We start from the raw sequence: 22,615 nt of genomic DNA on the forward strand, positions 1-22,615 counted from the left end.
GATATGAACCGTATATATCGTCTCGTATGGAACGAGAGCCAACAGGCGCTCGTTGTGGCTTCAGAAACCACCAAAAGCCGTAAGAAAGGCCGGGGTAAAGTGCGCCATGCGGTCGCCTTAAGCGTTTCGCTATTAATGGCCGCTCCGGTTTACGCAGATGAAGTCAATTGGTCGACGGCATACCCTTCCTATTTATTCCCACCGCTGGTGAATTACGATCAGGTCAGGGAAACGGGGATCGCCTTTACCATTGATAACGATACCGCCACGGCCAACCATTATGCGGCAGGCACCACGCTGGATATTCTGGGCCCTATTCCACAAATCGCTCCGGGTGTGAACGGCAGTGCGACGTCGGTACTGGTTCGTGATGCCCTTGCCGATAGCGGTGGCCCGGAAGCCGGGCGCATTACCACGATTGTCGCCACGGATTCGCAAGGCAATACCACGCCAATCACCTCGGCCAACATTGATACTTTCAGTTACTCCACAAACCCTTCTACCCCGCAACAAAACCAGGAACTCAACGTTGAGGTGCCGGGCCTTGAAGGAAGTTTTTCGGTAATTAAAGTCTATGATTCCGGGACTTTTGCAGCGCCTGGCACCTCGCTGGTCGGCGATCTTTCACTCAACGTTTACGATCCCAACTCTTTCCGCATTTATAACAACTTTGGTATTGCGGCAGTCACCGACGTAGGTGGCATAGCCAATATTAATATCGGTGATGACACCAACGGCACGAGCCCTATTGCCGCACCGACAAATACCATTGAGCTGCTGGCAAAAAACTCGATTCTTGCTCAGGCATCAGCAACAAGCACCCCGACCAGCAGCACGACCTGGATCTCTGATAACTATATTCATTTTGCCCCCGCGGCGGTTATCTCAAATGATATCTCGGGATTGCAGGCCGTGAGTTCGGAGTACAGCGACAGTATTACGTTGCCGAATTATATCCAGGTTGGGCCGCAGGTTATTTTGGATCCCCTCCAACCCTCAATTACCTTCACGATTAATTCCGCCCAGGATATTGCCACCGTCAACGACTTTTTACTGGGCCAGGGGGCGTATGCGGGTCGACAAAGCCAGGTTCAGCTTTGGTTAACCGGCGGAGTACAACTTCCGCCTGATTTCGGCAGTGTCGTGATTGATTCCAGCACCATCGCTCAAAATACTTACAACGGCATCATTGAAGAGTTGCTGGGCGATGAGCAACAAAACCGCGTTAACCTGTCTTACCATGTCTGGAATGACCAACTGGCGCATACCAATAACGCCACTCTCTCCACAGGCGATCTGAATGTCATCTACGCCACGGGAGCCAACGCTTCCGGTACCGTGACCGCACAAGGCAGCCTGGGGGTTGACGGCGCGTCAGCCGTGATGCGTGGCGATAACAACGCCGTCCTGACCAACAACGGCGCGATTAATGCCTGGAGCAGCAGCGGGTCCAGCCCGACGGCTATTGCTATGAAGGTCACTGACGCCACCGCGTTGAACACCGGAACGATAATCGCAGGCCTGTTTATCGAAAAAGATGAGACAAATCAGAATGTCCATAACCAGGGCAGCATCGGTATTCAGGGTCTGGGAGCCAGTACGGTAAACAACGAGGGGTTCATCAACATCGCATTGACCGACGGCAGTTCTGCCAGCGCTGTTGGCCTTCAGGCGCGTGGAACCACATCGGCAACCAGTAGCGGCACCATTGCCTTAACAGGCAACAGTTTTAACGCCGATGGGCGAGCGTCCGGTTATGCCGTGGATATTGGCGATGCCGCAACCTTTACCAATGAGGCTTCCGGGAATATTTTTATTGGCAGCACGCCCATTACCGCGACCAAAGTGTACACGCCGGTCTTAATGGTGGGCGGACAGGCGCAATCGGCGGGTATTGTGACCAGCAGCACGGGAGACGTCACCAACGACGGCACCATTACGCTCGGCACGCAAACCCGCAATGCGGTCGGGATGTTGGTTAACGGCGCAACAGGCCAGGTCACCAACAACGGCATCATTAATGTGTTTGGGCAACTGGCGGGCGGAGCCGCTGCGCCTAACTATGGGCTTTCCGTTATTGATACCCAAAATGTCACCAATAACGGTTTCATCAACGTGTTTGGTGATAACAATGCCGCCATCAGTATTCTGGCCTCCACTCAGGCTGCCACCGCCGTTTCGACAAACACCGGGATAATCACCGTGGGGGCCGCCGGAGACGCAGGCGGCTCCGATAACAACCCACTGACCTACCGTAATTACGCGGTCTATGCCGAAGGGCTAAAAGGCATCCAGGCCACCGCGAATATTGATTCAACCATGAATCTCCTCGCCGCGGGTGCCATTGGCGCTCATGCCCGTGGCAGCGCCACGATTAACGTTGGCGCAGATGCTGCGCTGAATTTTAATAACAGCGACCAGATTGGCTATTACGCCTACGGACAAGCCGCTCAGATAAACCTCGCCAATGCGGTCATTGATGATAACGGCCAGACGCACGCATTCCTGTTTCTTATCGACCACGGAGCCACTTTCGACGGCGATAGCGGCACGTCGGCGGGTGCTTATCAACTCACCCTGACGGGCGATCGCTCCATTGGGGTGTTTGCGCATGGTCTGGACGATGGCCCTGACGGGCAAGTCGGTACGGGCGACGATGTGCTCTCAACCCTCAATACCGGTGCGGCAACCATCAATGTGAATGGTGAAAATGCGGTTGGCGTAAAAGTGACCGGCGGCGCGCAAGGCACGATCAACGACGGCGGGATCATCCTCAGCCACGACAATACGACAGGCGTCGTCATTGATGGGCGTGTTTACACCATTGATGGAAACGTCAGCAACGCGGGTGAGGCGCGCAACACGCTGGTCAGCTCAGATGTCGCCATCACCACCAGTGCCGCACAAAGCGGCATTACCGGTTATGACGTGTCTTACAAAGGCCAGGCCACGCTCAACGGTGCGGGCATTAACCTGAATGGCGATAACAGCACCGGCCTGCGGTTGCATGACGGCGGTATCGGTATTAATAACGCGCCAATCAGCGTTTCAGGCGCTAACAATATTGGCGTTCATATTCAGAACCAGGGCACGCTGACGAACACCGGAGCGATTGCGGTGAGCGGCGCTCCCGGCAGTGGCAATGTGGGCGTGAAGGTCCAGGGCGCGGGCGCTCAGGTGACACAGTTGGGTAATGTCACCGCCAATGGAGGACTTGCCGCCGTTCAGCTTATCGATAACGGTGCAACGCTTACTATCAACGGTGCAGGCAACCAAATCACCGCCAGCGGTGGCGCGGACGGTATCCGTATGGATGCGGGCGCGGCGTCTCTCACCGCCAGCAATACGGTGATTGATATTTCTGGTTCGGGTGCGGGCATCAACAACAACGCTTCCACCTCAAACATTAACCTGAATACCGTGACGATTAACGCCTCAGACGGGCCAGCCATTCGCACCGCCGTGACGTTTAACGCCGAAGGGACAGGAAACATTCTCAACGTTTCTGGCAGCGGCGCGGGTTTTGCGTTTGAACAGGCCGATGGCAGTAATACCACCGGCAATCTCAGCATCGGCACCGGTTACACGATTAACGTGCCAGGAACAACGGGCGCAAACGGCAACGGTATTCTGGCAAAAACCAACGGCTCCGTGACGTCCAGCGCCAATATCACCATGGGGGCAAACAGCGGCTCGGCAATCTCAGCCATTGATGCCAGCGCCGTCACTAACGGTGGGAACATCCAAACCACCAGCGATGTGAACAGCAGCGTGCGTGCAGACAACGCCTCATCGTTTACCAATACCGGCACGATTAATTCCACCAGCACGGCAAACAACCAGGCACTGGTGCGGGTGAACGGCGCCGCTTCAGCGCGCACTATTTTGAACAGCGGGACGATTACCGATAGCAGCCAGAATTCAGTGGCTATCGACGCCAGTGGAGCCGCCAATAACACCATCACCAACCAGGGGACGCTGAGTGCAGCTAGCAACACGGCAACCGCCATTTTAAGCGGCAGCGGTAACGATCTGATTACCCTTAACGGTGGCGCGACGCTCGGCCTGATTACCGCAGGCAGCGGTACCGATACCTTCACCTGGAACAGCGGCACCTTTAACGGCGCGGTAGATTTTACCGGAGCCGATGGCAACGATAAGGCGCTGATTGGCAATGTCGATTTAGGCAACACGCGCCATATCCTGAGCGAAGGTGGAACCAATAATCAGCTCACGCTCACCGATACACATCTGTGGAACGGCGGCGCAGGCCCGACGTTAATTGGCACGCTGGCGGCGGATAACGTGCTCACCGCAACCAACATCGGCACTGGCTGGAGCACACTTTCAATCAACGGTACACAAGGTCATGTACGCGTAGTCAATGACCTTGTGCTTTCCGGAACGCCATCGATTAGCGTGACGGGCGGAGCCAGATTGCGCACCGGCGACAATGCGGTGACGGTCAATAACGCCACCATCAATAATTACAACGTCAACATTGACGGCCTGGAAAGCCGCATTGTTTTCGATGGAACGTCAGCCGCTCAAGTGTACTCAGGCATTGTCAGCGGAACGGGTCAGTTGAATCGCGCAACCGGCGGCACCACGATTCTGACCGGTGAAAACAGCTATACCGGCGATACGATTATCGACACTGGCGGCACCTTACAATTGGGTGTGGGGGGTGCCGAAGGCGCACTTTCCCCAGCCACTGACATTATTGATAACGGCATTCTGATCATTAACCAATCTGATGTCGTTAACCTTGGCGGTGTGATTATCGGCACGGGCGCATTCCATCAGGATGGCACCGGCGTCACCCGTTTGACGGGTGCCAACAGCTACACCGGCGTGACCCAGGTAAATGCGGGTACGCTGCTGGTCAACGGCAATCAGTCGGCCGCAATAGGTGATACGACCGTTGCAGGAACATTAGGCGGTACAGGCATTATCGGCGGTAACGTCATCTTTACCGGTTCGACATTAGCACCCGGCGACGGCGGCGCAGGCACGCTGACGATAAATGGCGACCTGACGCTTGCCCCTACCACCAACAACCAGTTTGAGCTGGGGGAGCGTTTTGTACCCGGCGGTACGTTAAACGACCTGGTGAATGTGGGCGGCAATCTGACGCTTGACGGTAATCTGAACGTGACCACGTCGGCGGGCGGGATATTCGCACCGGGCGTCTATCGCCTGTTTAACTACGATGGCTCACTCGTCAACAACGGGCTGAGTATTGTGTCGCTGCCCCCGAACAACTCCGCTATTTATAATGTCCAGGTGACGCTACCCAACCAGGTTAACTTAGTCTTAGGCTTTGCGCCGGATACCACGAACCTCCAGTTCTGGGATGGGGATGCCGCAGCAAACCACGGCCCGACGGGCATTGAAGGGAATAGCGTGGTTAACGGTGGGAATGGGATATGGAGCTCAAGCGCAGGCGTCAATGACAATAAATGGACGCTTTCCGATGGTGTCGGTAACGCACCGTGGCAGCAGCAGGCATTTGCTATTTTCCAGGGTGATGCAGGTACGGTTGTGGTCAGCAATGCCAATGGCCCGGTGGTGACATCGGGTATGCAATTTGATACCGATGGCTATTTGCTGACGGGCGGCACGCTGGATATCGCCCGCAGCATCAGCCAGGTCCCGACGACGCTCTATGCATCTCAGGGTGAAACACCGGCGGATGCCTTCTTTGCTATCCGAGTCGGGGCTGGCGGTGATGGTGCAGACGTGACCACCACCATTAATACCACCCTGCATCAGACCAGCCTGTTGGACACGCTCAAGCTGATTAAACTCGACCCTGGCCGCTTAATTCTGACCGGCAGTAACGATTATGAGGGTGGCACGGTGATTTACGAGGGCACACTTAACGTGTCCTCCGACGACAACCTCGGTCTTGCGGGCACGTCGATTCTGGTTAACAACAATTCCACGCTACAAATCGGCGCGGACTACGCCACCGCGCGGCCAATATTCCTGAGTGCGACCGGCGGCGGGCAGTTCGACCTGTTCGGCCACACCTTTACCCCAACGCTGATTGGCGGTGATGGCGGGCTGACCGTGCTGGACTCATCAGCGGGAACCGATGCCAGTAATCTGGAGCTCAATAACGCCAATACTTATCAAGGCGCCACCACCATCACCGGTAAAAATGGCACCGCTGACGTGAACGTCAACGCCAATATCACCGGCGCACTTGGCCCGGCGGCAAGCGTGCTGACGGTCAACAACCAGGCGACATTGAATTTCAATAACAGTGCATCGGCACAGACGCATACCGTCAACCTCGACAATTCAACGCTGAACTTCAATGGCAGCGCGACGGCGGAAGGCAGCGTGATTAACGCGGCAAACGGTGCCGATGTTAATTTCGCAAGCTCCGCCAACGGCGGCAATTCAGCCATTACGCTGGCGGCAGGCACATCGCTTAATCTGAGCGATACGGCTAACGCCGGTTCTGCGACCGTCGCGAATAGCGGTCTGGTGACTTTCGCCGGCAATGCCCAGGCGCAGAATGCGAAAATCGCGAACAACACGGGCGGCGTGGTGAATATCGCCAGTTCCACCAGTGGTACCACGGTCGGCTCGCTCTCAGGTGCCGGGAACGTTGAGCTGGGTGCACAAACGCTGAGCGAAGGTTCGCTTAACCTGAGCGATATCATCAGCGGCGTGATTTCGGGCGTAAACGGCGGGCTCGCCAAAATCGGCAGCGGCACATTAACGCTGACCGGCGATAACACTTACACCGGCAATACTTCCGTGCAGCAAGGCGTATTACTGGTGAACGGTAATCAACAAGCGGCAACCGGGGATGTTACCGTCGATGCCCTTTCCACTCTCGGCGGCGCGGGAACATTAGGCGGCAAAGTCACCGTGGCAGATAACGCGCATCTTGCCGCAGGTGCCGATTTGGCAAGCGTCGGCGTGTTAACGCTTGGCGGTTTGACGCTGAGTAACAATGCTCAGGTCGATTTCCAGTACGGCCAGGCATTTACACCGGGCGGCCCGCTTAACGATCTGATTAATATCAACGGCGACCTGAACCTCGACGGTAAACTCAACATCACCCAAACGCCGGGCGGCGCGTTCAACGTGGGGATTTACCGCGTGTTTAATTACACCGGTAATTTGATTAACAACATTATGGATATCGGCACCGCCCCGGACGCGGCCGACGATTTGTATGTCCAGACGTCGATTGCAGGCCAGGTCAACCTGGTCAACAGAACGGGCGTAGTCCTGCGTTTCTGGGATGGTGACCTTACCGTCTCTAAAAATAACGGCGGAATAGACGGCGGTAACGGCATCTGGCAAAACAGCCGGGGCAACGACAACTGGTCAACCGATGCGACTGACCCGGATGGGCTGTTTAACGCCCCCTTCAGCGACGGCTCGTTTGCGGTATTTGGCGGCGAACAAGGCATCGTTACGGTGGATAACAGCCTGGGTGAAGTGCTGATCAGCGGCGCGCAATTTGCCACCGACGGCTATGTCATCAATGACGGAACGATCACCACCAACACCGCCGACACGTTGATTCGCGTCGGCGATGGCACCGTGCAAAGTGCCAACACCACCGCAACCATCAACTCGGTCATCGCGGGTACGGGCGGTATTGATAAAGCCGACGTGGGGACGTTGCTGCTCAACGGCAATAACACCTACAGCGGCGGCACGACGGTGTCTGACGGTACGTTACAGGTTTCTCAAGATGCGAATCTGGGCCAGGCTGGAACAGGAATTACGCTTAACGGCGGGACGTTCCGTTATGGTGCGGCATTCAATACCGACCGCAACCTTACCGTTGCCGCAAACGGCGGCACACTCGATACCAACGGTAATAACGTGTCGCTGCTCGGCGCAGCTTCCGGCAGCGGCGCATTGACCAAAGCCGGTGCTGGCACGTTAACCCTGACCCAGGACAGCACTTACACGGGTGGCACCACCATCAGCGAAGGGAATCTGCAACTGGGTACCGGCGGCGAACAGGGTAGCGTTATCGGCAATATCGTCGATAACGGCGTGCTCCAGGTTAACCGTTCTAATGAGCTTGCACTGACGGGCAATATCTCCGGAACCGGCCAGCTATGGCAGCAGGGTTCTGGCACCACCGTTTTGGGCGGAACGAATACTTATTCGGGTATCACACTGGTGGAACGCGGCACGTTACAGGCGCAGGGGGCGAACCGGTTTAGCGCGGCTTCAAGCCATATCGTCAGCAGCGGCGCAACACTGGATACCGGAGGAGAAAACCAGACTGTCAACTCGCTGGTAAACCAGGGTACGGTGAACCTGCGTGGCGGTGATGTCGGTTCTACGCTGACGGTCAACGGCGATTATGTTGGGCTTAACGGCGTGCTGAAAATCGCCGCCCAGCAGCATAGCCCAGGCGTGGCTGACCATCTGGTGATTAACGGTGGCACAGCGACAGGCAAAACGTTACTCGATATCGACGTCAGCCAGTTGGGTGAACAAACCGAAGGCGACGGTATTCTGGTGGTTGACGCAGTCAACGGTGCCACCACCACCGCGCAGACTACCAAAGACGCGTTTACCATTGGCGCGGATCACCTGGAAGCGGGCGCGTGGGAATACCGCCTGTTTGCCGGTAACGGGCTGGGAGAAGGCGAAGACTGGTTCCTGCGCACCTCTTATCGTCCTGAAGTGCCGATCTTCGTGACCATTCCGTCAACGATTCGTCAGGGCGACCTGGCGGTACTTGGCACCCTGCACCAGCGCGTCGGTGACGAACAACCGTGGAATACCAACGTCACTCAGGATAACGACCAGCGCTTCTGGGCGCGGTATATCGCTCAATCCACCCATCAATCGTTTAATGATGCCACGGCTTCACAAACAGACAGCAATATCAACGGCATGCAGATTGGTTTCGATTTGTACGTCGATGAAAACTGGCGTGCGGGGATGTACACCGCCATTGTGGATAACGACACCAGTATCAAGGGAGCGAACTCTGGCGGCTATGGCACTGCGGGGTACAATTCCACCCTCTCCACTTATGTTGCCGGTTATGCGACATATACCGCACAAAGCGGTTTCTACGTCGACAACGTGTTGCAATATGGCAACCACAGTATCGACCTGAAAAATGCGCAAAATCGCAACAGCTACAGCCCGGACGGCAACAGCTTTGTGGCCTCGGTCGAGACGGGTTACCCGATTCGCTTTGGTGACACCAACTGGGCATTTGAACCGCAGGCGCAGCTCATCTGGCAGCACAGCGATTTCGACAGCGTGATTTTGCAGGGCGACGCAAAAACGCGCGCTTCGGTGGATGCTGACGATGCCATCATCGGGCGTATCGGCGCACGCCTCACGGCGGAATATGAAACCGGCGTAGGCAAAGTCAAACCGTACGTGCGGGTTAACCTGTGGCAACAGCTTTCCGACGGGCAGGATACCGCCACGTTTGAAAACACCACCAATAACGCAGGTAAATCGGTCATTACCGCTGACCAGAAATACAGCACCACTGAAGCCGCCGTTGGCGCAACATGGACCATTTATAAAAACGCCGAAGCCTATACGGAAGTGGGTAAAATGTGGAGCAACGGTGGCAGCGATACCAGCATCAGCAGCGATATCAATGCGTCAATTGGGATGAAAATTCGTTTCTAAGGAATGATAAGTCAGATAAACAGCGCGTCATCTGACAAAAACGTAAAAGCCCGCAGTTCTTTGAGCTGCGGGCTTTTTACGGAATAATTCAGCTTAAGCAAACGGATGACATTTAAACTGCATCACTCCATTTGAAAACCGACGTTATTTTTTCCACTTCAACGCCATCAGCGCTTTTTCGCCATCAGCCAGATATTTAGCTTCATTTTTTTCAGTCGTGTTAAACGATGCAATGGTCAGTTTGCCGTTTAAGCTGGTAAACATCATGACATTTTTGACGTTTCCATCTGCAGCAGGCGTCGTCATTTTCAACACAACCACTTTATGACCATCAATGTCCATATCAGTAAAAGTAGGAGAAAGAGCGGCGTACTGTTTCTTCATAACTTCTGTGAATTTAGGGAGATCTTTTTCAGGCATCGGTGTTGCAGTTTTGTTGAAAACAAACGCTGCAGTCGTATCCGCAGTAGAGTATGCCTCTGGTGGTGTCTGCACAGGGAATTTAGTCTTGCGCATTTCATCACTCATTTTTGTATAGCCTGCCGGGAACGTAATATAAGCTTCCCCATCCAGCACTTTAGTCCCCTGAGGTTCAGCCTCCGAACACGCGGAGAGAGAAAACATAACCAGTAAAGATATACCTACAGATTTAATAAAAGACATGACAACACCTAATTTTAAGAAATAATATAGCTGCTCACTGAATATCTTCAGCGGCAACTGATTAACAGAATAAATACAAATTATTTTGCTGGAGGAACACCAAGCCCTCCACAATTAAGCAACCCGACACCTGACAATAAAACACCAGAGAATTACTATCGATTTATTTTATTCCACACACAGAGAAAGTCACTGAGAAAGTGTTTTTCATTTTATTAAAAACACATGCACAGAGGGGAATACACCAGGTTGTTTATGACAACACAGAAAACACCAGCATGAGTAATCTATCATTCATACAATAAGTTACACCTACATTAATAGATTCATTTATTTATTTTGATCCTCAATTACTTTTCCTTGTGAAGCTTCTTTTTCTTCTTTTGCTTCTGGAATTGAACCGGCAAGTAATAGCATCCACTGTGGCGTTACACTACCCTGTTTATCCTTTGGACCTGACAATATTAGCGACATCATTTTTCGAGCCTGGTAACTTCCTCCTGCAGCGGCTAACTTATAAAAATAAATAGCCTTGCTATAGTCAGGGGGTACCGAAGACCCCTTATGGTATATCACGGCCAGACGATACGCAGAGGTACTATCTCCTGCTTCTGCTTTTAAAACGAGCATTGAAAGCTTTGCTTTTATTTCACTTGTCGCATTATCAATAGCATTATGATTAACATCTGTTTTTTTAGTCTCTTCATTTTCATGAGCGTTTTTTTCTTCTTGCTGCAAACCTCCAGAGACATCTTTCCCTGGATTTTTTTCATCTGCATTCAATAAAAAACCGCTGCTCTTCTTGCTCATATTGACACCATCAACAATGACATCAGCATATGAAATGTATGATGTGAATGCGAATGTAGAAATAAAACACCAGCGCCACCTTTGCAACGCACAACTGCACTGGAAAATCATTATTTAACCGTCCAGTTAACTGTACCAAATGTAATTTCCCCAGTGCTTAAACCTTTAAGGGTGTTTTGCAAAGAGATATTATCAAATGCTGCGTTAACCGAAGTGAAATCGGTTTTAAACAGATCGGGTATCTTTTCTTCTGCAAGTTTCTGTGCTGTTGCTGCGCAAAGCACGGATTCTTGCCCCGGTTTAGACATGGTCAACGCAAACAAATCCGCATTATTATTTGGCGGAATTGTATGTAAACGAGAGGCATCAACCTTTGGTGCAGACTGGAAAACTGAAGGATAAATTTTAGTTAACACCCCATTACTATTCTTATAATAGCAGTACAACCAGGCTTCTCTATTTACCTGCACAGAGAATGCAATGTTTTCATTTACTGAATACTCTTTTCTTTCTGGCTGAAGCTCTACATTTATCATTAAGGGGTTAGTTTCATTAGTCTTTGAATCTGGCCAAATATTGTCGTTATCCTTGTTGCGTTTTTCTGAATCATCCCAACCAATGCTTTTAAAACGACCATTATTATCAATGGTAACGTAATGGCGCATTATTTTTTCATAGGTTTCAAAATTAGGTATTCCAGTAATCACAATACCTTCATCTTTTTGGAAAGTCAGAATAGCTTGTTTAAGTTCCTGAGATAAGCCTTCCGTTTCACGAGTGGAAAGATACCCACCGGAATGCAGAGCATTGGCAAAAAATTCAATTTGCTGGGAGGAGCTCATCTCCCTGTACCAGTCGTGCATTTCACGCTGAAACTCTGGATGTGTCTGATCCAAAGATAAGCACTGCCAATAAGGAACTTCTGCCCATTTGCCAATGACTTCTATCATTCCTAAGTCAACCAATGCACGCGTTGCTGGTCCAACCCCCTGACTATAAGCTGCGCTCAGGCTAAATTGAGTGCCCGCTTTACTGATTCTGCCACCACCATCCAGTGCATCTCCTTTTCCAGCAATCGCCAGTTCATTCGCGGACTCAATACCAGGAAGAATCGTTCGGGTATCAAAATCACCAAGATGGAGTTCAAGGCTGAAATTAGTCGCAATTAAATCGCTTGTCATGCCTAACTCGAAATCGTCGCTTGCAATACCCAGACCGGTTCCCTTAGTCATCACGTTCTGGTCCATGCTCGTTATTGCGCCTGAAACATACAACTTCGGTTTAGGAATATGCATATCGCCACTATTGAGTAGCAAGGTCGTAATGTTTTGCACGGTATCTTGTTTTAATGGATCTGTTTCAAAATCCACAAATTCGAAAGCATGGCTCGAGCGGGACATTTTAGAAAGTGATGTCACAATCATATCTTTTACTGAAACAAATACCTTTCCTGAAGCATCAGGAATTAACTTACTGGTGATGTAGGTAGACGGCACATTGTTCTTCAGTAAAAGTTTATCCATACAAGAAAGACTGTCGTCAAAATTTGAAATTGAGCGCACAGGTTTCATTAATGATTGATTTTCTACCAGGGAAGTTTCAAAAAAAGGAATCTCCCCGCGAGGCGAAGTATTACAACCATTTAATACGAGGCAAACAATGGATGAAAGAACTGTTTTTTTTACAAATGCCATTAGTTATCCTTGGAACTCTTATCCACAGACATTGATTACATTGCCTGTAACGACCACTACGCTTGGCTGCGTTTTAGAATTTCCCAGTGGATGGGGGTAAGAAGGGTCAGGAGCATTCCCTACCGTTGTTGTGCAATTCACACCGCTGCCGATGTTATTGCTTGATTTAACCGAATCCTTTGTTTGTTGCTTGAGACCAAATCCTACCCACTTTTTTGCTTCAAGCGATTTTACTGTCGCAGCATCTTTAGGATCTAAAGATTTGCGCTGGACGACACTACTTTGTGCGCAAATAACATCACCTGAAATCGCAAGCATAAAAATAAGGGTAATTATTTTTTTCATTTCCATTACCTCTTCGGAATGCCAGCAATTGAATGCTGGCATTGTCAGACAATTTAGTTACCGACGTTGGAACCTAAATGTTGTTCTGCCGTCGAAGCGGCACCCACTACTGAGTTCGCTACTGCGCCCTGAACGGCAATGGTTTGCGTGTTGTTACCTTTAACGGTCACGTTACCCACGTTTGATGCTAATGATTGTTTTGCTTTTGAAGCTGCCCCAACTACGGAGTTCGCGACCGCACCCTGAACGTTTACCGTCTGTTTATTATTTCCCTTAATGGTGACATCTGCTTGTGCAGTCGTTACAACAGCAACAGTCATTACTAGTCCAGTAAAGATTGATTTAATTAAACTCATGATTCTCTCTTATTAATTGATAAATTATCGATTGTTTATAGAACTGACATTGATTTCAGATTTAGAGCCTTTGCCCTTTGATACATTCACAACTGAACCGCCAATGGAAACGGTTTGCGACACACCGTCCACAGTAACGTTCTGCTTACCATTCCCTAAAACCGAGCCTATGTTCGTTAATGCAACTCCCCCCTGGTTCGCCTCGCTATAGACACTGCCTTTAACAATGACAACCTGAGAAGAATTTGCACCACATATTCCAGAGAATAAAGAAAGGCCAAGCAAAATTACCGTTGCTTTCCGAAACTTCATTTTTTATTCCATCCGCAATTTATTTGGCGGGCCATTTATATAAACATCTTAGCGCTTATGCAAATGGCAGGAATAACGTTGAAGGTAAAAGTTAACATAAACATCACAATCAAGAATAAAATAGTAAGATCAATCAATTACAATTAATTCAATCCATAAAAAAACTTCTTACGTAACAATTCATAACTTCATTTGAAAGTTGCTTTTCTTGTTTTTATTTTTTATAAACCCACACTTCTAATAGACATTGCTTAGACCGAAATCACATTAAATTTCATCTATAAATCATAAAATTAACTCCACACTCACTTTCACCTTCACGGTAAACCTCACTCCGGAGTGATTACAAAACAAACAGATATGTTATTTATTTGTATTGATTACATCAACTTCCCCTTCAATTTTTCTCGTATCAATAAAATACTTTGACAAATAAAAACGCCATTTTTAAAGCCAATTAAAATAAGAACTTTCCCGGTTTAATTGCTCATTACATAAACAAATCATTCTATATTTATCCAGATATGATAGAAATCGTTTTCTCCGCAAGAAATCCCATCAAAAAAACTCTAAACAAGAGATATTTGAGAAATATCGCGTTGCAATATGCATTCTATGTAGAGTTCTAGCAGTCTCTTAATTCCTGACAGAAATAAACTGCCATTTTTCACATCATAAATCTTCGCAGATAGCTCAAGGAGCCACATAGCTAGAGTCCGACAAGAGAATGCGCTGAGAGGAGGAGGGTTTAACGCGTGGTTTGCCTGAAGCCGGAAATAGCTATTGCCAGTTCCGTCCACAAGCAATCCATCAAAAAAGTCGTTTCTTTTTCGGGTTAATTACTCATGATACGGATTTTCTTTTTTGGGGACTTTTTTCCCCCTTACAAAATCATCATCGCACTTCCCTCTGAAAGCCCTCACATGATGACCTTTCTCTTTCCATAAAGTGAAGCATACCTAAGACTTTGTCACCGCTAAAGTCAGGAAGTAATGCGCTTTGAAAGCTCGTAGTGCTGCACCCAATACGGGTTATCCAGCGAGGAGATGGTTACGCCTTTGCTGCTTGAAGCGTGCATAAATTTGCCGTTGCCAACATAAATACCAACGTGGCGCTGTTGTGGCGTGGTTTTAAAGAACACCAGGTCGCCAATCTTAAGATTCGATTTCTGCACCTTTGTGCCGTGTTTAATTTGTTCTGTCGTGGTTCTTGGCAAATTGATGTGCAGCTTTTTGAAAGCCTCGCGAGTGAACGCAGAGCAGTCGATACCCGCCATGGAAGTCCCGCCCCACTTGTACTTCACGCCCTTCCATTTGCTATAGAATTGAGACACTTTGCTCTGGCTGATATCTGAAGGCCTGAGGGTAAGCTCAGCAAAAAGTTGGTTTCTTGGCAGCGGTTCAGCATGAATGTAATGCGCAAAAAAAGGAGAAATGAGGAACATCAAAAACAATACAAATTTAATCAGACGGGAAATCATTCAACAGTACCCAAGTAGTTGGCACTTGCATCTTTATCTAACGGCCCTGTAGTCATAAAAATCTAGAGTGCGAAACAGAAAGCCCCTTCGTATCTGGCTATAACCAGTCATGTGGAGCGATGTAGACAGCGAGCAAATAATAACCAATTCAGCCCCCATTAGCCATGCGTCAATTTTGAAATTGAAATTCTAAATATTAAAATACAGAGTATCGCTCGTACAGAATGACCCTCATGCATGCATGAGAGTCTTGATGTTCACCGTTATTTAATGATACGGAGATCCGTTAGCACTTGGTACCCAAAAAAATACGCTTACTTTGTCTCTTTTGATCTCCATTTTTATAGTAAACCATTCTATAGCATGTTGCAGAATAAAAACCTGAAACTTTTATCCATGGACTATAAATGGTTTTACCACCACCGCCCGCATCAAATGGCATGTTTTGAGCATAAGCAGAACCCGATGCCAGAACACCAAAAATCAACCCAGGGAGAATGACTGACAGAATTTTACTTTTCATTTAAATATCGTCCTTATACTGTTTATATCATTTTATTATCGTGCGATTTCCACCAACCATTGGATTTCGCATTAACGCAATTAAAAGGCGATTCTTTTAGCACTTCCCAAAAAATGTAATATGCTTACTTTCTACCTTTGTATTACCACTTTTATAATACACAGTTCGTTTACATATAATAGAAGTGAAACCGAATGGATATTTCTTCCATGGACCATAAATGGTTTTACCGCCACCGCCCGCATCAAATGGCATGTTTTGGGCATAAGCAGAACCCGATGCCAGAACACCAAAAATCAACCCAGGGAGAATGACTGACAGAATTTTACTTTTCATTTAAATATCGTCCTTATACTGTTTATATCATTTTATTATCGCGCAAATTTCACCAAATATTGAATTTTGTATTAACGCCATTAAAAGGCGATTCTTTTAGCACTTCGCAAAAAATAAAATATGCTTAGTTTCTGTCTTCTTACTACCATTTTTATAATACACTGTTCGTTTACATTCAGCAGAAACGAAAGGGTAAGTTATTTTCTTCCATGGCCCATAAATAGTCTTCCCACCGCCACCCGCATCAAATGGCATGTTTTGGGCATAAGCAGAACCCGATGCCAGAACACCAAAAATCAACCCAGGGATAATGACTGACAGAATTTTACTTTTCATTTAAATATCGTCCTTATACTGTTTATATCATTTTATTATCGTGCAAATTTCACCAAATATTGGATTTTGTATTAACGCCATTAAAAGGCGATTCTTTTAGCACTTAGCACCTAAAAAAACTAATTTGGTTTGTCTCTTTTGATCCCCATTTTTATAATACACCGTTCTGTGGCATGTTACAGAAAGCAGACCTGGAAATTTCTTCCATGGCCCATAAATAGTCTTCCCACCACCACCCGCATCAAATGGCATGTTTTGGGCATAGGCAGAACCCGATGCCAGAACACCAAAAATTAACCCAGGGAGAATGACTGACAGAATTTTACTTTTCATTTAAATATCGTCCTTAACAGTTTATATCATTTTATTATCGTGCAAATTTCACCAAATATTGGATTTCGCATTAACGCCATAAAAAGGCGATTCTTTTAGCATTTAAACCCAAGCGGAATCCATTTCTGCTCGACCTTTTTACTGCCACTTTTATAGTAAATAGTACGAGAACAAACGTAGCCAAAAAGCCCAGTGGGAGATTTCTTCCATGGCCCATAAATAGTCTTCCCACCACCGCCTGCATCAAAAGGCATATTCTGCGCCTGAACCGGTAACGTTGCCCCTAATATCACACCAGATACGAGCAATGATAATAAAACCTTTTTCATTTCAATTTCTTCCTTTAATTTCAATAGAATAAAAATAGTATACAAGACCACCGCACACGTTAATCGGTGATTTACAGTACGGTTCGTTTACTGACTATTACCCTCCTAGCGCTAACCACAGTTTCATCGTCGAATAAAGATAGTTATATTGCAGTTCAGAAAGCGTCGTTTCACTATTCAGCAAGCTGTCCTGTGCATCCAGCCATGTCTGAAATGAAACTTCACCCGCCAAATATTGACTCTTTGCAAGAGACACTCTTTTTTCAGCCAGCAATGATATTTTTTGTTGTTCATTCTTGCGCTGCTGATAACTCAGGCGTGAAGACATTGCGTTATCCACATCCGACAATGCACTGTAAACTTTGGCGCGAAAATTAAGCGCGGCTATTTGTACATCCACACGGGATTGGTCGATGGTGAGTTGGACTTTATTCCACTGCACAAAAGGAAGCGCTAAAGTGCCTCCCACTGCGCTTGCAGGGTTAGCAAACCATTGCTGAAACACTGCATTCGCGGCCCCCAGTGAAGCATCAAGAGTCAGAGAAGGATAAAAACTCAGTCTCGCGGCATCCGAGCCTGCAAGAGCCGCACGCAACTGAGACTCCGATGAGCTGACATCTGGCCTTCGTGATATCACTTCCAATGGCGTTCGTTGCGCGACAGGCACGTCCTGGCGGGTATCCAGCATTTCCCGTTCCGGGCGACGGTCACCCGGTGGACGATTAAAAAGCAGCGCGAGCGCGTTGCGAGTCTCCTCGCGCTGTTGCTGTAAGATATTAAGTTGATTCTGTCTTTCAATAACCGACTGCTCAGCAACTAAGACGTCAAGCTGTGTGACATCACCGGCGTTATAACGTGAAGTGGTTATTTTGACAGTATCTTGAGCAATCGCTATTCCCTGCTCTTGCAATTTAATTTGCTGATTTAAATTGGCAATCTGCCAATAATACTGTGCGGTATTCCCTATTAGGGTTAGTGCAATTTCTTGTCTGTCTTGCTCTGACGCCTTAGTTTCCCATTCAGCTTGTTCGCGAATTCGGGCTAATTTCCCCCACAGGTCTGGTTCATAACTCAGTGCCAGTGATGTGTTGAATGATTTATTCGACGCCGTGTTTTCATTGAGGTTTTTATTATTATTAGCCGAGCTGCTCAGCGTGACATCAGGAGCCTGGTTGGTGTTGGTTAAACCCGCCTGCAATCTCGCTTTTTGTAACTGCAATCCTGCTTTCGCAAGATCATTATTACTGGTCAGTGCTTGTTCGATAAGCATTGAGAGTTGAGGATCGTTAAAATTGTTCCACCAGTGAAGATTATTTTTCAGATAGGCAGAACCTGTCACCTCAGCTCGCCATTGAGAAGGAATAGATATCACTGGTTTCTGATAGTCACTTTTTACCCAGGCGCCACAGCCGGTGAGTAAAATAATAAAGAAAAGCGGGAGTTTAATGATTTGCTTCATTCGCGTGCTAAAGCCTCTGTAGGTTGAAGAGCAGAGGCACTTCGGGCAGGGAAAAAGCCGAAGCACAGACCAATGATTGCAGAAGTCCCGCAAGCCAGGACCAGAGGTTGCCATGTGAACAATAACGTAATGCTGTCGCTGAGCCCGTTAACGATCAACCCAATAATCAAAGAAAGCCCTATTCCCAGCATTCCACCAATAAGACATATCACCACGGCTTCAATCAGAAACTGGCGCATAATATCGGCAGGTCTGGCACCAACGGAGAGGCGAATACCTATTTCATGAGTACGCTCTATGACAGACACCAACATTATATTCATCACCCCCACGCCTCCCACCAGAAGCGATATTCCTGCAATCGCAGCAATAAAGCGGGCCATGGAATCTGAAGCATCCTGGATAGTTTTTGTCATTTGGTCGTTGGTCAGGGTAAAAAAATCCTTCTGCCCATGAGACTGAATTAATAGCCGTTCAATACTGCCCTGAATCTGTTTAAGTGACTCACGTTCGCCAGCACGAACAAGAATTGACTCGATGGTTATTTCGCCAGAGAGGCGCTCAATAAGCGATGTGTAAGGCATCCATGCAGACAAATTGCCACCAGACCAGGACGCTGTGTTCTGGGAAGCAACACCTGCAACTCTAAAGGGAACACCCGATAGTTGAATTATCTGACCGACAGGATTCTCCTGCCGTGCAAATAAAGTTCTGCGGGTTTCAGCATCGATAATCACCAGCGATTCACGCGCTGCAATATCTTGCCGGGTAAAGTTACTGCCCGCGGAAAAATGCATCCCCTGGACACGGAAATAGCTATTACTGACGCCAGAAAGCTGAACAGGAACCTGTTTTCCGTTACGGGATATCTCAGTGACTTTGCTCACAACAGGCGAAAGGCTATCAACATACGGCTGTCTGGCTAATAGCTTTACATCCGCCAGGGTAAGCGAGTTTTCAAAATCCGGACGCGGGTTATCCCACCCCAGACCCGGTCTTATTTCCAGGGTGCTGCTCCCCAACTGGCTAATCTGCTGGAGAATGTCTTTCTGCGCTCCCTTGCCTAAGGCAATTGAGGAAACAACGGAAGAAATACCGATGATAATGCCCAGCATCGAGAGAAAGGTACGCAGGCGATGGCCCAATAAAGAGTGCAGTGCACCACGTATCGTTTCACCCAGATTATGCCAGGCTTTTGGCCGAGCGATGGATTGCGTAATCGGTAATGCCGACGTTATGGGAGTACGGACGGCATGACGTTCCGATGGCGAATTGATAACGCTTCCGTCACTGATTTCGATAATCCGCTGCGCCTGATTCGCGATTGCGCGATCGTGGGTGACGATAATAATGGTGCGGCCGTCCTGGTGTAATGAATGCAGGATGTCCATCAACGCCTTGCCGTTAGTGCTGTCCAGCGCCCCAGTGGGTTCATCCGCAAGGATAATGTCTGCATCATTCATTAATGCGCGGGCGATACTCACCCGCTGCTGCTGCCCACCGGAGAGTTGCGCAGGTTTGTGATGAAGCCTCTCTTCCAGTCCAAGTCGCGCTAATAAAGAACGTGCTCTTTGGTTACGTTCGGCGACAGACATGTCTGTATACAGTGCCGGCATGGCAACGTTTTCTGCGGCAGTGAGATACGGTATCAAATGATAACGCTGAAAAATAAAGCCAACGTGCTGGCTGCGTAATTGCGCAAGCTGCTCAGGAGTGGCTGATGGGGTGGCTACGTCACCGAGCTTCATCTCCCCTGATGTCGGCTTGTCCAGACAACCAACAATATTCATCAACGTGGATTTACCAGACCCGGAAGCACCGATAATTGCCACCATTTCCCCACGCTGGATAGAGAGCGATACCTCTTTTAAAACCGTGATTTTCTCAGTACCTGAGGAGAAACAGCGGGAGATATTTTTTAGCTCGATGGCAATATCATTACGGGTATTCATGCTGTTCACTCTCAGTGTCTGGAACAGGCATCACAATTTGATCACCTTCGGATAAACCCTGTTTCACTTCCGCGTACTCGCCGTTGTTAACCCCGGTCACGATTTCGCGCGGTTCTATTTTTTCATCCACCCTGACGTTAACCACATAGTGATCCGGGCTTTTGGGTTCACCCAACGCATCCGTCGAGATCCTGACAACGTCTTTGGCCTGCGCCGTGATAATAAAAACTTGTGCCGTCATTGAGCTGCGCAATAGGCGAGCCTGATTCGCCACATTGAATTCTGCGGTGTAATAGACGGCTGAACTGGATTGGTTTTGTGAGCCGGGCTGATCATTTTCGATCAATGCAGCAAGTGGAGCTTCCTGAATTTCGCCCATTACGCTGTCAAAACGTTGGCTGGGATTCGCTGCGACATAAAACCATAGGGGCTGACCTGCATGAACTTTCAAAATGTCTGTTTCTGAAACAGAGGCATGAACCGTCATGGTATCGACATCAGCCAGGACTAAGATAGTTGGCGCAATCTGTGATGAAACAATGGTTTGCCCTTCTTTAGTGACAATCCCCAACACCTCTCCTGAAATAGGGGCGGTGATTTGGGTGTAACCCACATTGGCTTTGGCTGTATCTAATGCGGTTTGAGCCTGGACGATGAGTGCCTCATTAACTTTAAGCTGGGCAACTTGAATATCGAATTGTGCCTGGGCATCTTCCAGATTGCTTTTAATACCGGAACCATCGCGGTCTAACGCCAATTGCCGCGTTAAAGCCTGGCGCTTTTGCTTTAATGAGGCCTGTGCGCTTTGCATCTGCGCCCTGGCGCTTTGCAATTCAGCTTCCGATTTCTGAAGTTCATTTTGCTGCAAGGTTGGGTCTATTTCAGCGAGCAGTTGACCCTTTACCACTCGGTCACCTGTTTTGACATGTAGTTTTTTTAGCTGACCGCTGACTTGAGCCCCCACGCTCACCTGTACAGAAGGTTTGAGTACACCGCTTGCCAGTACCGTTTTTTCAATGTCGCCTTTATCGATAGTTCTGGCTAACACTGGCATAGGGTTATCTCTATTGAAGAAACACACGACAGTGATAATAAAAATTAACAGCGCACAGCCTGACACCCACACTCTTTTTCTTTTTTTTAGTAAGGCTGAAGCGTTTATTTTTTCTTTCCCCTCCTCATGAATGTTCATTTGTATGCAACTCTCTAAGCTTCAAAATGTGACAATCACATGTTTGTGCATGCGATGCGGAATATGGCACTGCTCTTAATCCACAGCACCATAAGATAAAATTAAGGGAGTTTTTTATTTAGCGCCTGCACCACAAGTGTCAGTTTTATACTGCACAGTAGTTTTCCCATTTTTATAAACATTTCTTTTGTAATTGCACCTGGGAATAACAAACCCCCATGTATAAGAGGTTTTGATCCAAGGGCCATATACCGTTTTATTAGACGTGTAGCCATCCACTGATAAATTCACTGCCGCCGCACCTGCTGAGAATACCAGACTGGCAACCGCAGCAATCATAGCCAATTTAATTTTTTTCATTAGTGCTCCATTTTAATTAAGCGTACATATCCTTATCCTACCGATAACAGCGGATATAAATTGTGTTTCTAGCAAAAGCCACCTTTCCTTTGAATTGACAATTTACCGTTTTTGTAACGATATCGTTCATACTTACAGATATTAAGAGAAGGCAGGTAAAGATTCATTTTAGAAACTGTGTACCATGGAGTCCAGTATCCACCACCACTGTCAAATGGCATATTTTGAGCGTGGGCACCCACAGAAATAAATAGTGCACCTGAAACAAGCATTGCGGTCATGATGTTTTTCAAAATTCTCTTCCTTGATATTTATGATAACTCGTCAAATTGATAGTCATTTATTATAGAAATGGCAAAAATAAAACGCAGGTATAAAATACCCAATAAAAATAACCATAATAAACAACGCAATACTAAAACATCGAATTTAATTGTAAAGAATTAAACTACACGTATACACTTTTTGAGATTCTTCTCGC

General features: G+C 48.1%; 18 protein-coding genes. 1 reads left to right on the forward strand and 17 read right to left on the reverse strand.

Annotation, left to right across the window (positions count from 1 at the left end; genetic code table 11):
- The first annotated feature begins 3 nt into the window (after positions 1-3).
- Positions 4-9,654: an autotransporter outer membrane beta-barrel domain-containing protein gene (locus RHD99_RS15870; protein ID WP_309875113.1), complete on the forward strand. Its 9,651-nt coding sequence runs from the start codon at positions 4-6 to the stop codon at positions 9,652-9,654.
- Between the two features lie 144 nt (positions 9,655-9,798).
- Here RHD99_RS15870 and RHD99_RS15875 read toward each other — a convergent pair whose 3' ends face one another.
- The 17 genes from RHD99_RS15875 to RHD99_RS15955 all read right to left on the reverse strand — a co-directional run bounded on the left by RHD99_RS15875 (position 9,799) and on the right by RHD99_RS15955 (position 22,427).
- Positions 9,799-10,317 carry a hypothetical protein gene (locus tag RHD99_RS15875; protein WP_309875114.1) on the reverse strand — a complete coding sequence of 173 codons (519 nt, stop codon included), beginning with the start codon at positions 10,315-10,317 and terminating at the stop codon, positions 9,799-9,801.
- Positions 10,318-10,647: 330 nt separating this feature from the next.
- Complete coding sequence (locus RHD99_RS15880; protein WP_309875116.1) at positions 10,648-11,127, reverse strand: SEL1-like repeat protein; 480 nt, start codon at positions 11,125-11,127, stop codon at positions 10,648-10,650.
- A gap of 110 nt (positions 11,128-11,237) precedes the next feature.
- Positions 11,238-12,821, reverse strand: a complete 1,584-nt coding sequence (locus tag RHD99_RS15885; protein WP_309875117.1) for a DUF4384 domain-containing protein — start codon at positions 12,819-12,821, stop codon at positions 11,238-11,240.
- An 18-nt stretch (positions 12,822-12,839) separates the two neighbouring features.
- A complete protein-coding gene (locus RHD99_RS15890; RefSeq protein ID WP_309875119.1) occupies positions 12,840-13,166 on the reverse strand; it encodes a hypothetical protein in 327 nt (108 codons plus the stop codon).
- 53 nt (positions 13,167-13,219) lie between these two features.
- A complete protein-coding gene (locus RHD99_RS15895) occupies positions 13,220-13,486 on the reverse strand; it encodes a hypothetical protein (protein WP_309875121.1) in 267 nt (88 codons plus the stop codon).
- A gap of 60 nt (positions 13,487-13,546) precedes the next feature.
- Complete coding sequence (locus RHD99_RS15900; RefSeq protein ID WP_183273164.1) at positions 13,547-13,834, reverse strand: hypothetical protein; 288 nt, start codon at positions 13,832-13,834, stop codon at positions 13,547-13,549.
- A gap of 982 nt (positions 13,835-14,816) precedes the next feature.
- Positions 14,817-15,137 carry a C40 family peptidase gene (locus RHD99_RS15905; RefSeq protein ID WP_309875124.1) on the reverse strand — a complete coding sequence of 107 codons (321 nt, stop codon included), beginning with the start codon at positions 15,135-15,137 and terminating at the stop codon, positions 14,817-14,819.
- A gap of 463 nt (positions 15,138-15,600) precedes the next feature.
- Positions 15,601-15,837, reverse strand: coding sequence for a hypothetical protein (locus RHD99_RS15910; protein ID WP_309875126.1), 237 nt, complete (start codon positions 15,835-15,837; stop codon positions 15,601-15,603).
- A gap of 96 nt (positions 15,838-15,933) precedes the next feature.
- Positions 15,934-16,173 (reverse strand): hypothetical protein, encoded by a 240-nt coding sequence (locus RHD99_RS15915; protein ID WP_309875128.1) that lies wholly within the window; start codon positions 16,171-16,173, stop codon positions 15,934-15,936.
- Between the two features lie 96 nt (positions 16,174-16,269).
- The gene (locus RHD99_RS15920) at positions 16,270-16,509 is read right to left on the reverse strand and encodes a hypothetical protein (protein ID WP_309875130.1); all 240 of its coding nucleotides are present in this window, start codon (positions 16,507-16,509) and stop codon (positions 16,270-16,272) included.
- A 96-nt stretch (positions 16,510-16,605) separates the two neighbouring features.
- On the reverse strand, positions 16,606-16,842 hold the full coding sequence (locus RHD99_RS15925) for a hypothetical protein (protein ID WP_309875132.1): 237 nt from the start codon (positions 16,840-16,842) through the stop codon (positions 16,606-16,608).
- A gap of 95 nt (positions 16,843-16,937) precedes the next feature.
- Positions 16,938-17,171: a hypothetical protein gene (locus RHD99_RS15930; RefSeq protein WP_309875134.1), complete on the reverse strand. Its 234-nt coding sequence runs from the start codon at positions 17,169-17,171 to the stop codon at positions 16,938-16,940.
- A 97-nt stretch (positions 17,172-17,268) separates the two neighbouring features.
- Entirely contained in the window at positions 17,269-18,630 is a 1,362-nt protein-coding gene (locus tag RHD99_RS15935) for an efflux transporter outer membrane subunit (RefSeq protein WP_309875136.1), read from the reverse strand.
- Positions 18,627-20,582 (reverse strand): ABC transporter permease, encoded by a 1,956-nt coding sequence (locus RHD99_RS15940; RefSeq protein ID WP_309875138.1) that lies wholly within the window; start codon positions 20,580-20,582, stop codon positions 18,627-18,629. Before RHD99_RS15940 ends, RHD99_RS15935 begins: the two co-directional genes overlap by 4 nt.
- Positions 20,569-21,774 (reverse strand): efflux RND transporter periplasmic adaptor subunit, encoded by a 1,206-nt coding sequence (locus RHD99_RS15945; RefSeq protein WP_374708437.1) that lies wholly within the window; start codon positions 21,772-21,774, stop codon positions 20,569-20,571. Before RHD99_RS15945 ends, RHD99_RS15940 begins: the two co-directional genes overlap by 14 nt.
- A gap of 114 nt (positions 21,775-21,888) precedes the next feature.
- Entirely contained in the window at positions 21,889-22,134 is a 246-nt protein-coding gene (locus RHD99_RS15950) for a hypothetical protein (protein ID WP_309875143.1), read from the reverse strand.
- Positions 22,135-22,202: 68 nt separating this feature from the next.
- On the reverse strand, positions 22,203-22,427 hold the full coding sequence (locus RHD99_RS15955) for a hypothetical protein (protein ID WP_183273156.1): 225 nt from the start codon (positions 22,425-22,427) through the stop codon (positions 22,203-22,205).
- Positions 22,428-22,615 lie beyond the last annotated feature (188 nt).

Source organism: Buttiauxella selenatireducens (assembly GCF_031432975.1).
Classification (GTDB): domain Bacteria; phylum Pseudomonadota; class Gammaproteobacteria; order Enterobacterales; family Enterobacteriaceae; genus Buttiauxella; species Buttiauxella selenatireducens.

Coding starts and splice junctions, on each gene's coding strand:
- RHD99_RS15890 (WP_309875119.1), bottom strand. CDS start 13,166: ATGAAAAAAATAATTACCCTTATTTTTATGCTTGCGATTTCAGGTGAT.
- RHD99_RS15910 (WP_309875126.1), bottom strand. CDS start 15,837: ATGAAAAGTAAAATTCTGTCAGTCATTCTCCCTGGGTTGATTTTTGGT.
- RHD99_RS15875 (WP_309875114.1), bottom strand. CDS start 10,317: ATGTCTTTTATTAAATCTGTAGGTATATCTTTACTGGTTATGTTTTCT.
- RHD99_RS15870 (WP_309875113.1), top strand. CDS start 4: ATGAACCGTATATATCGTCTCGTATGGAACGAGAGCCAACAGGCGCTC.
- RHD99_RS15915 (WP_309875128.1), bottom strand. CDS start 16,173: ATGAAAAGTAAAATTCTGTCAGTCATTCTCCCTGGGTTGATTTTTGGT.
- RHD99_RS15920 (WP_309875130.1), bottom strand. CDS start 16,509: ATGAAAAGTAAAATTCTGTCAGTCATTATCCCTGGGTTGATTTTTGGT.
- RHD99_RS15945 (WP_374708437.1), bottom strand. CDS start 21,774: ATGAACATTCATGAGGAGGGGAAAGAAAAAATAAACGCTTCAGCCTTA.
- RHD99_RS15900 (WP_183273164.1), bottom strand. CDS start 13,834: ATGAAGTTTCGGAAAGCAACGGTAATTTTGCTTGGCCTTTCTTTATTC.
- RHD99_RS15950 (WP_309875143.1), bottom strand. CDS start 22,134: ATGAAAAAAATTAAATTGGCTATGATTGCTGCGGTTGCCAGTCTGGTA.
- RHD99_RS15930 (WP_309875134.1), bottom strand. CDS start 17,171: ATGAAAAAGGTTTTATTATCATTGCTCGTATCTGGTGTGATATTAGGG.
- RHD99_RS15895 (WP_309875121.1), bottom strand. CDS start 13,486: ATGACTGTTGCTGTTGTAACGACTGCACAAGCAGATGTCACCATTAAG.
- RHD99_RS15885 (WP_309875117.1), bottom strand. CDS start 12,821: ATGGCATTTGTAAAAAAAACAGTTCTTTCATCCATTGTTTGCCTCGTA.
- RHD99_RS15925 (WP_309875132.1), bottom strand. CDS start 16,842: ATGAAAAGTAAAATTCTGTCAGTCATTCTCCCTGGGTTAATTTTTGGT.
- RHD99_RS15880 (WP_309875116.1), bottom strand. CDS start 11,127: ATGAGCAAGAAGAGCAGCGGTTTTTTATTGAATGCAGATGAAAAAAAT.
- RHD99_RS15935 (WP_309875136.1), bottom strand. CDS start 18,630: ATGAAGCAAATCATTAAACTCCCGCTTTTCTTTATTATTTTACTCACC.
- RHD99_RS15940 (WP_309875138.1), bottom strand. CDS start 20,582: ATGAATACCCGTAATGATATTGCCATCGAGCTAAAAAATATCTCCCGC.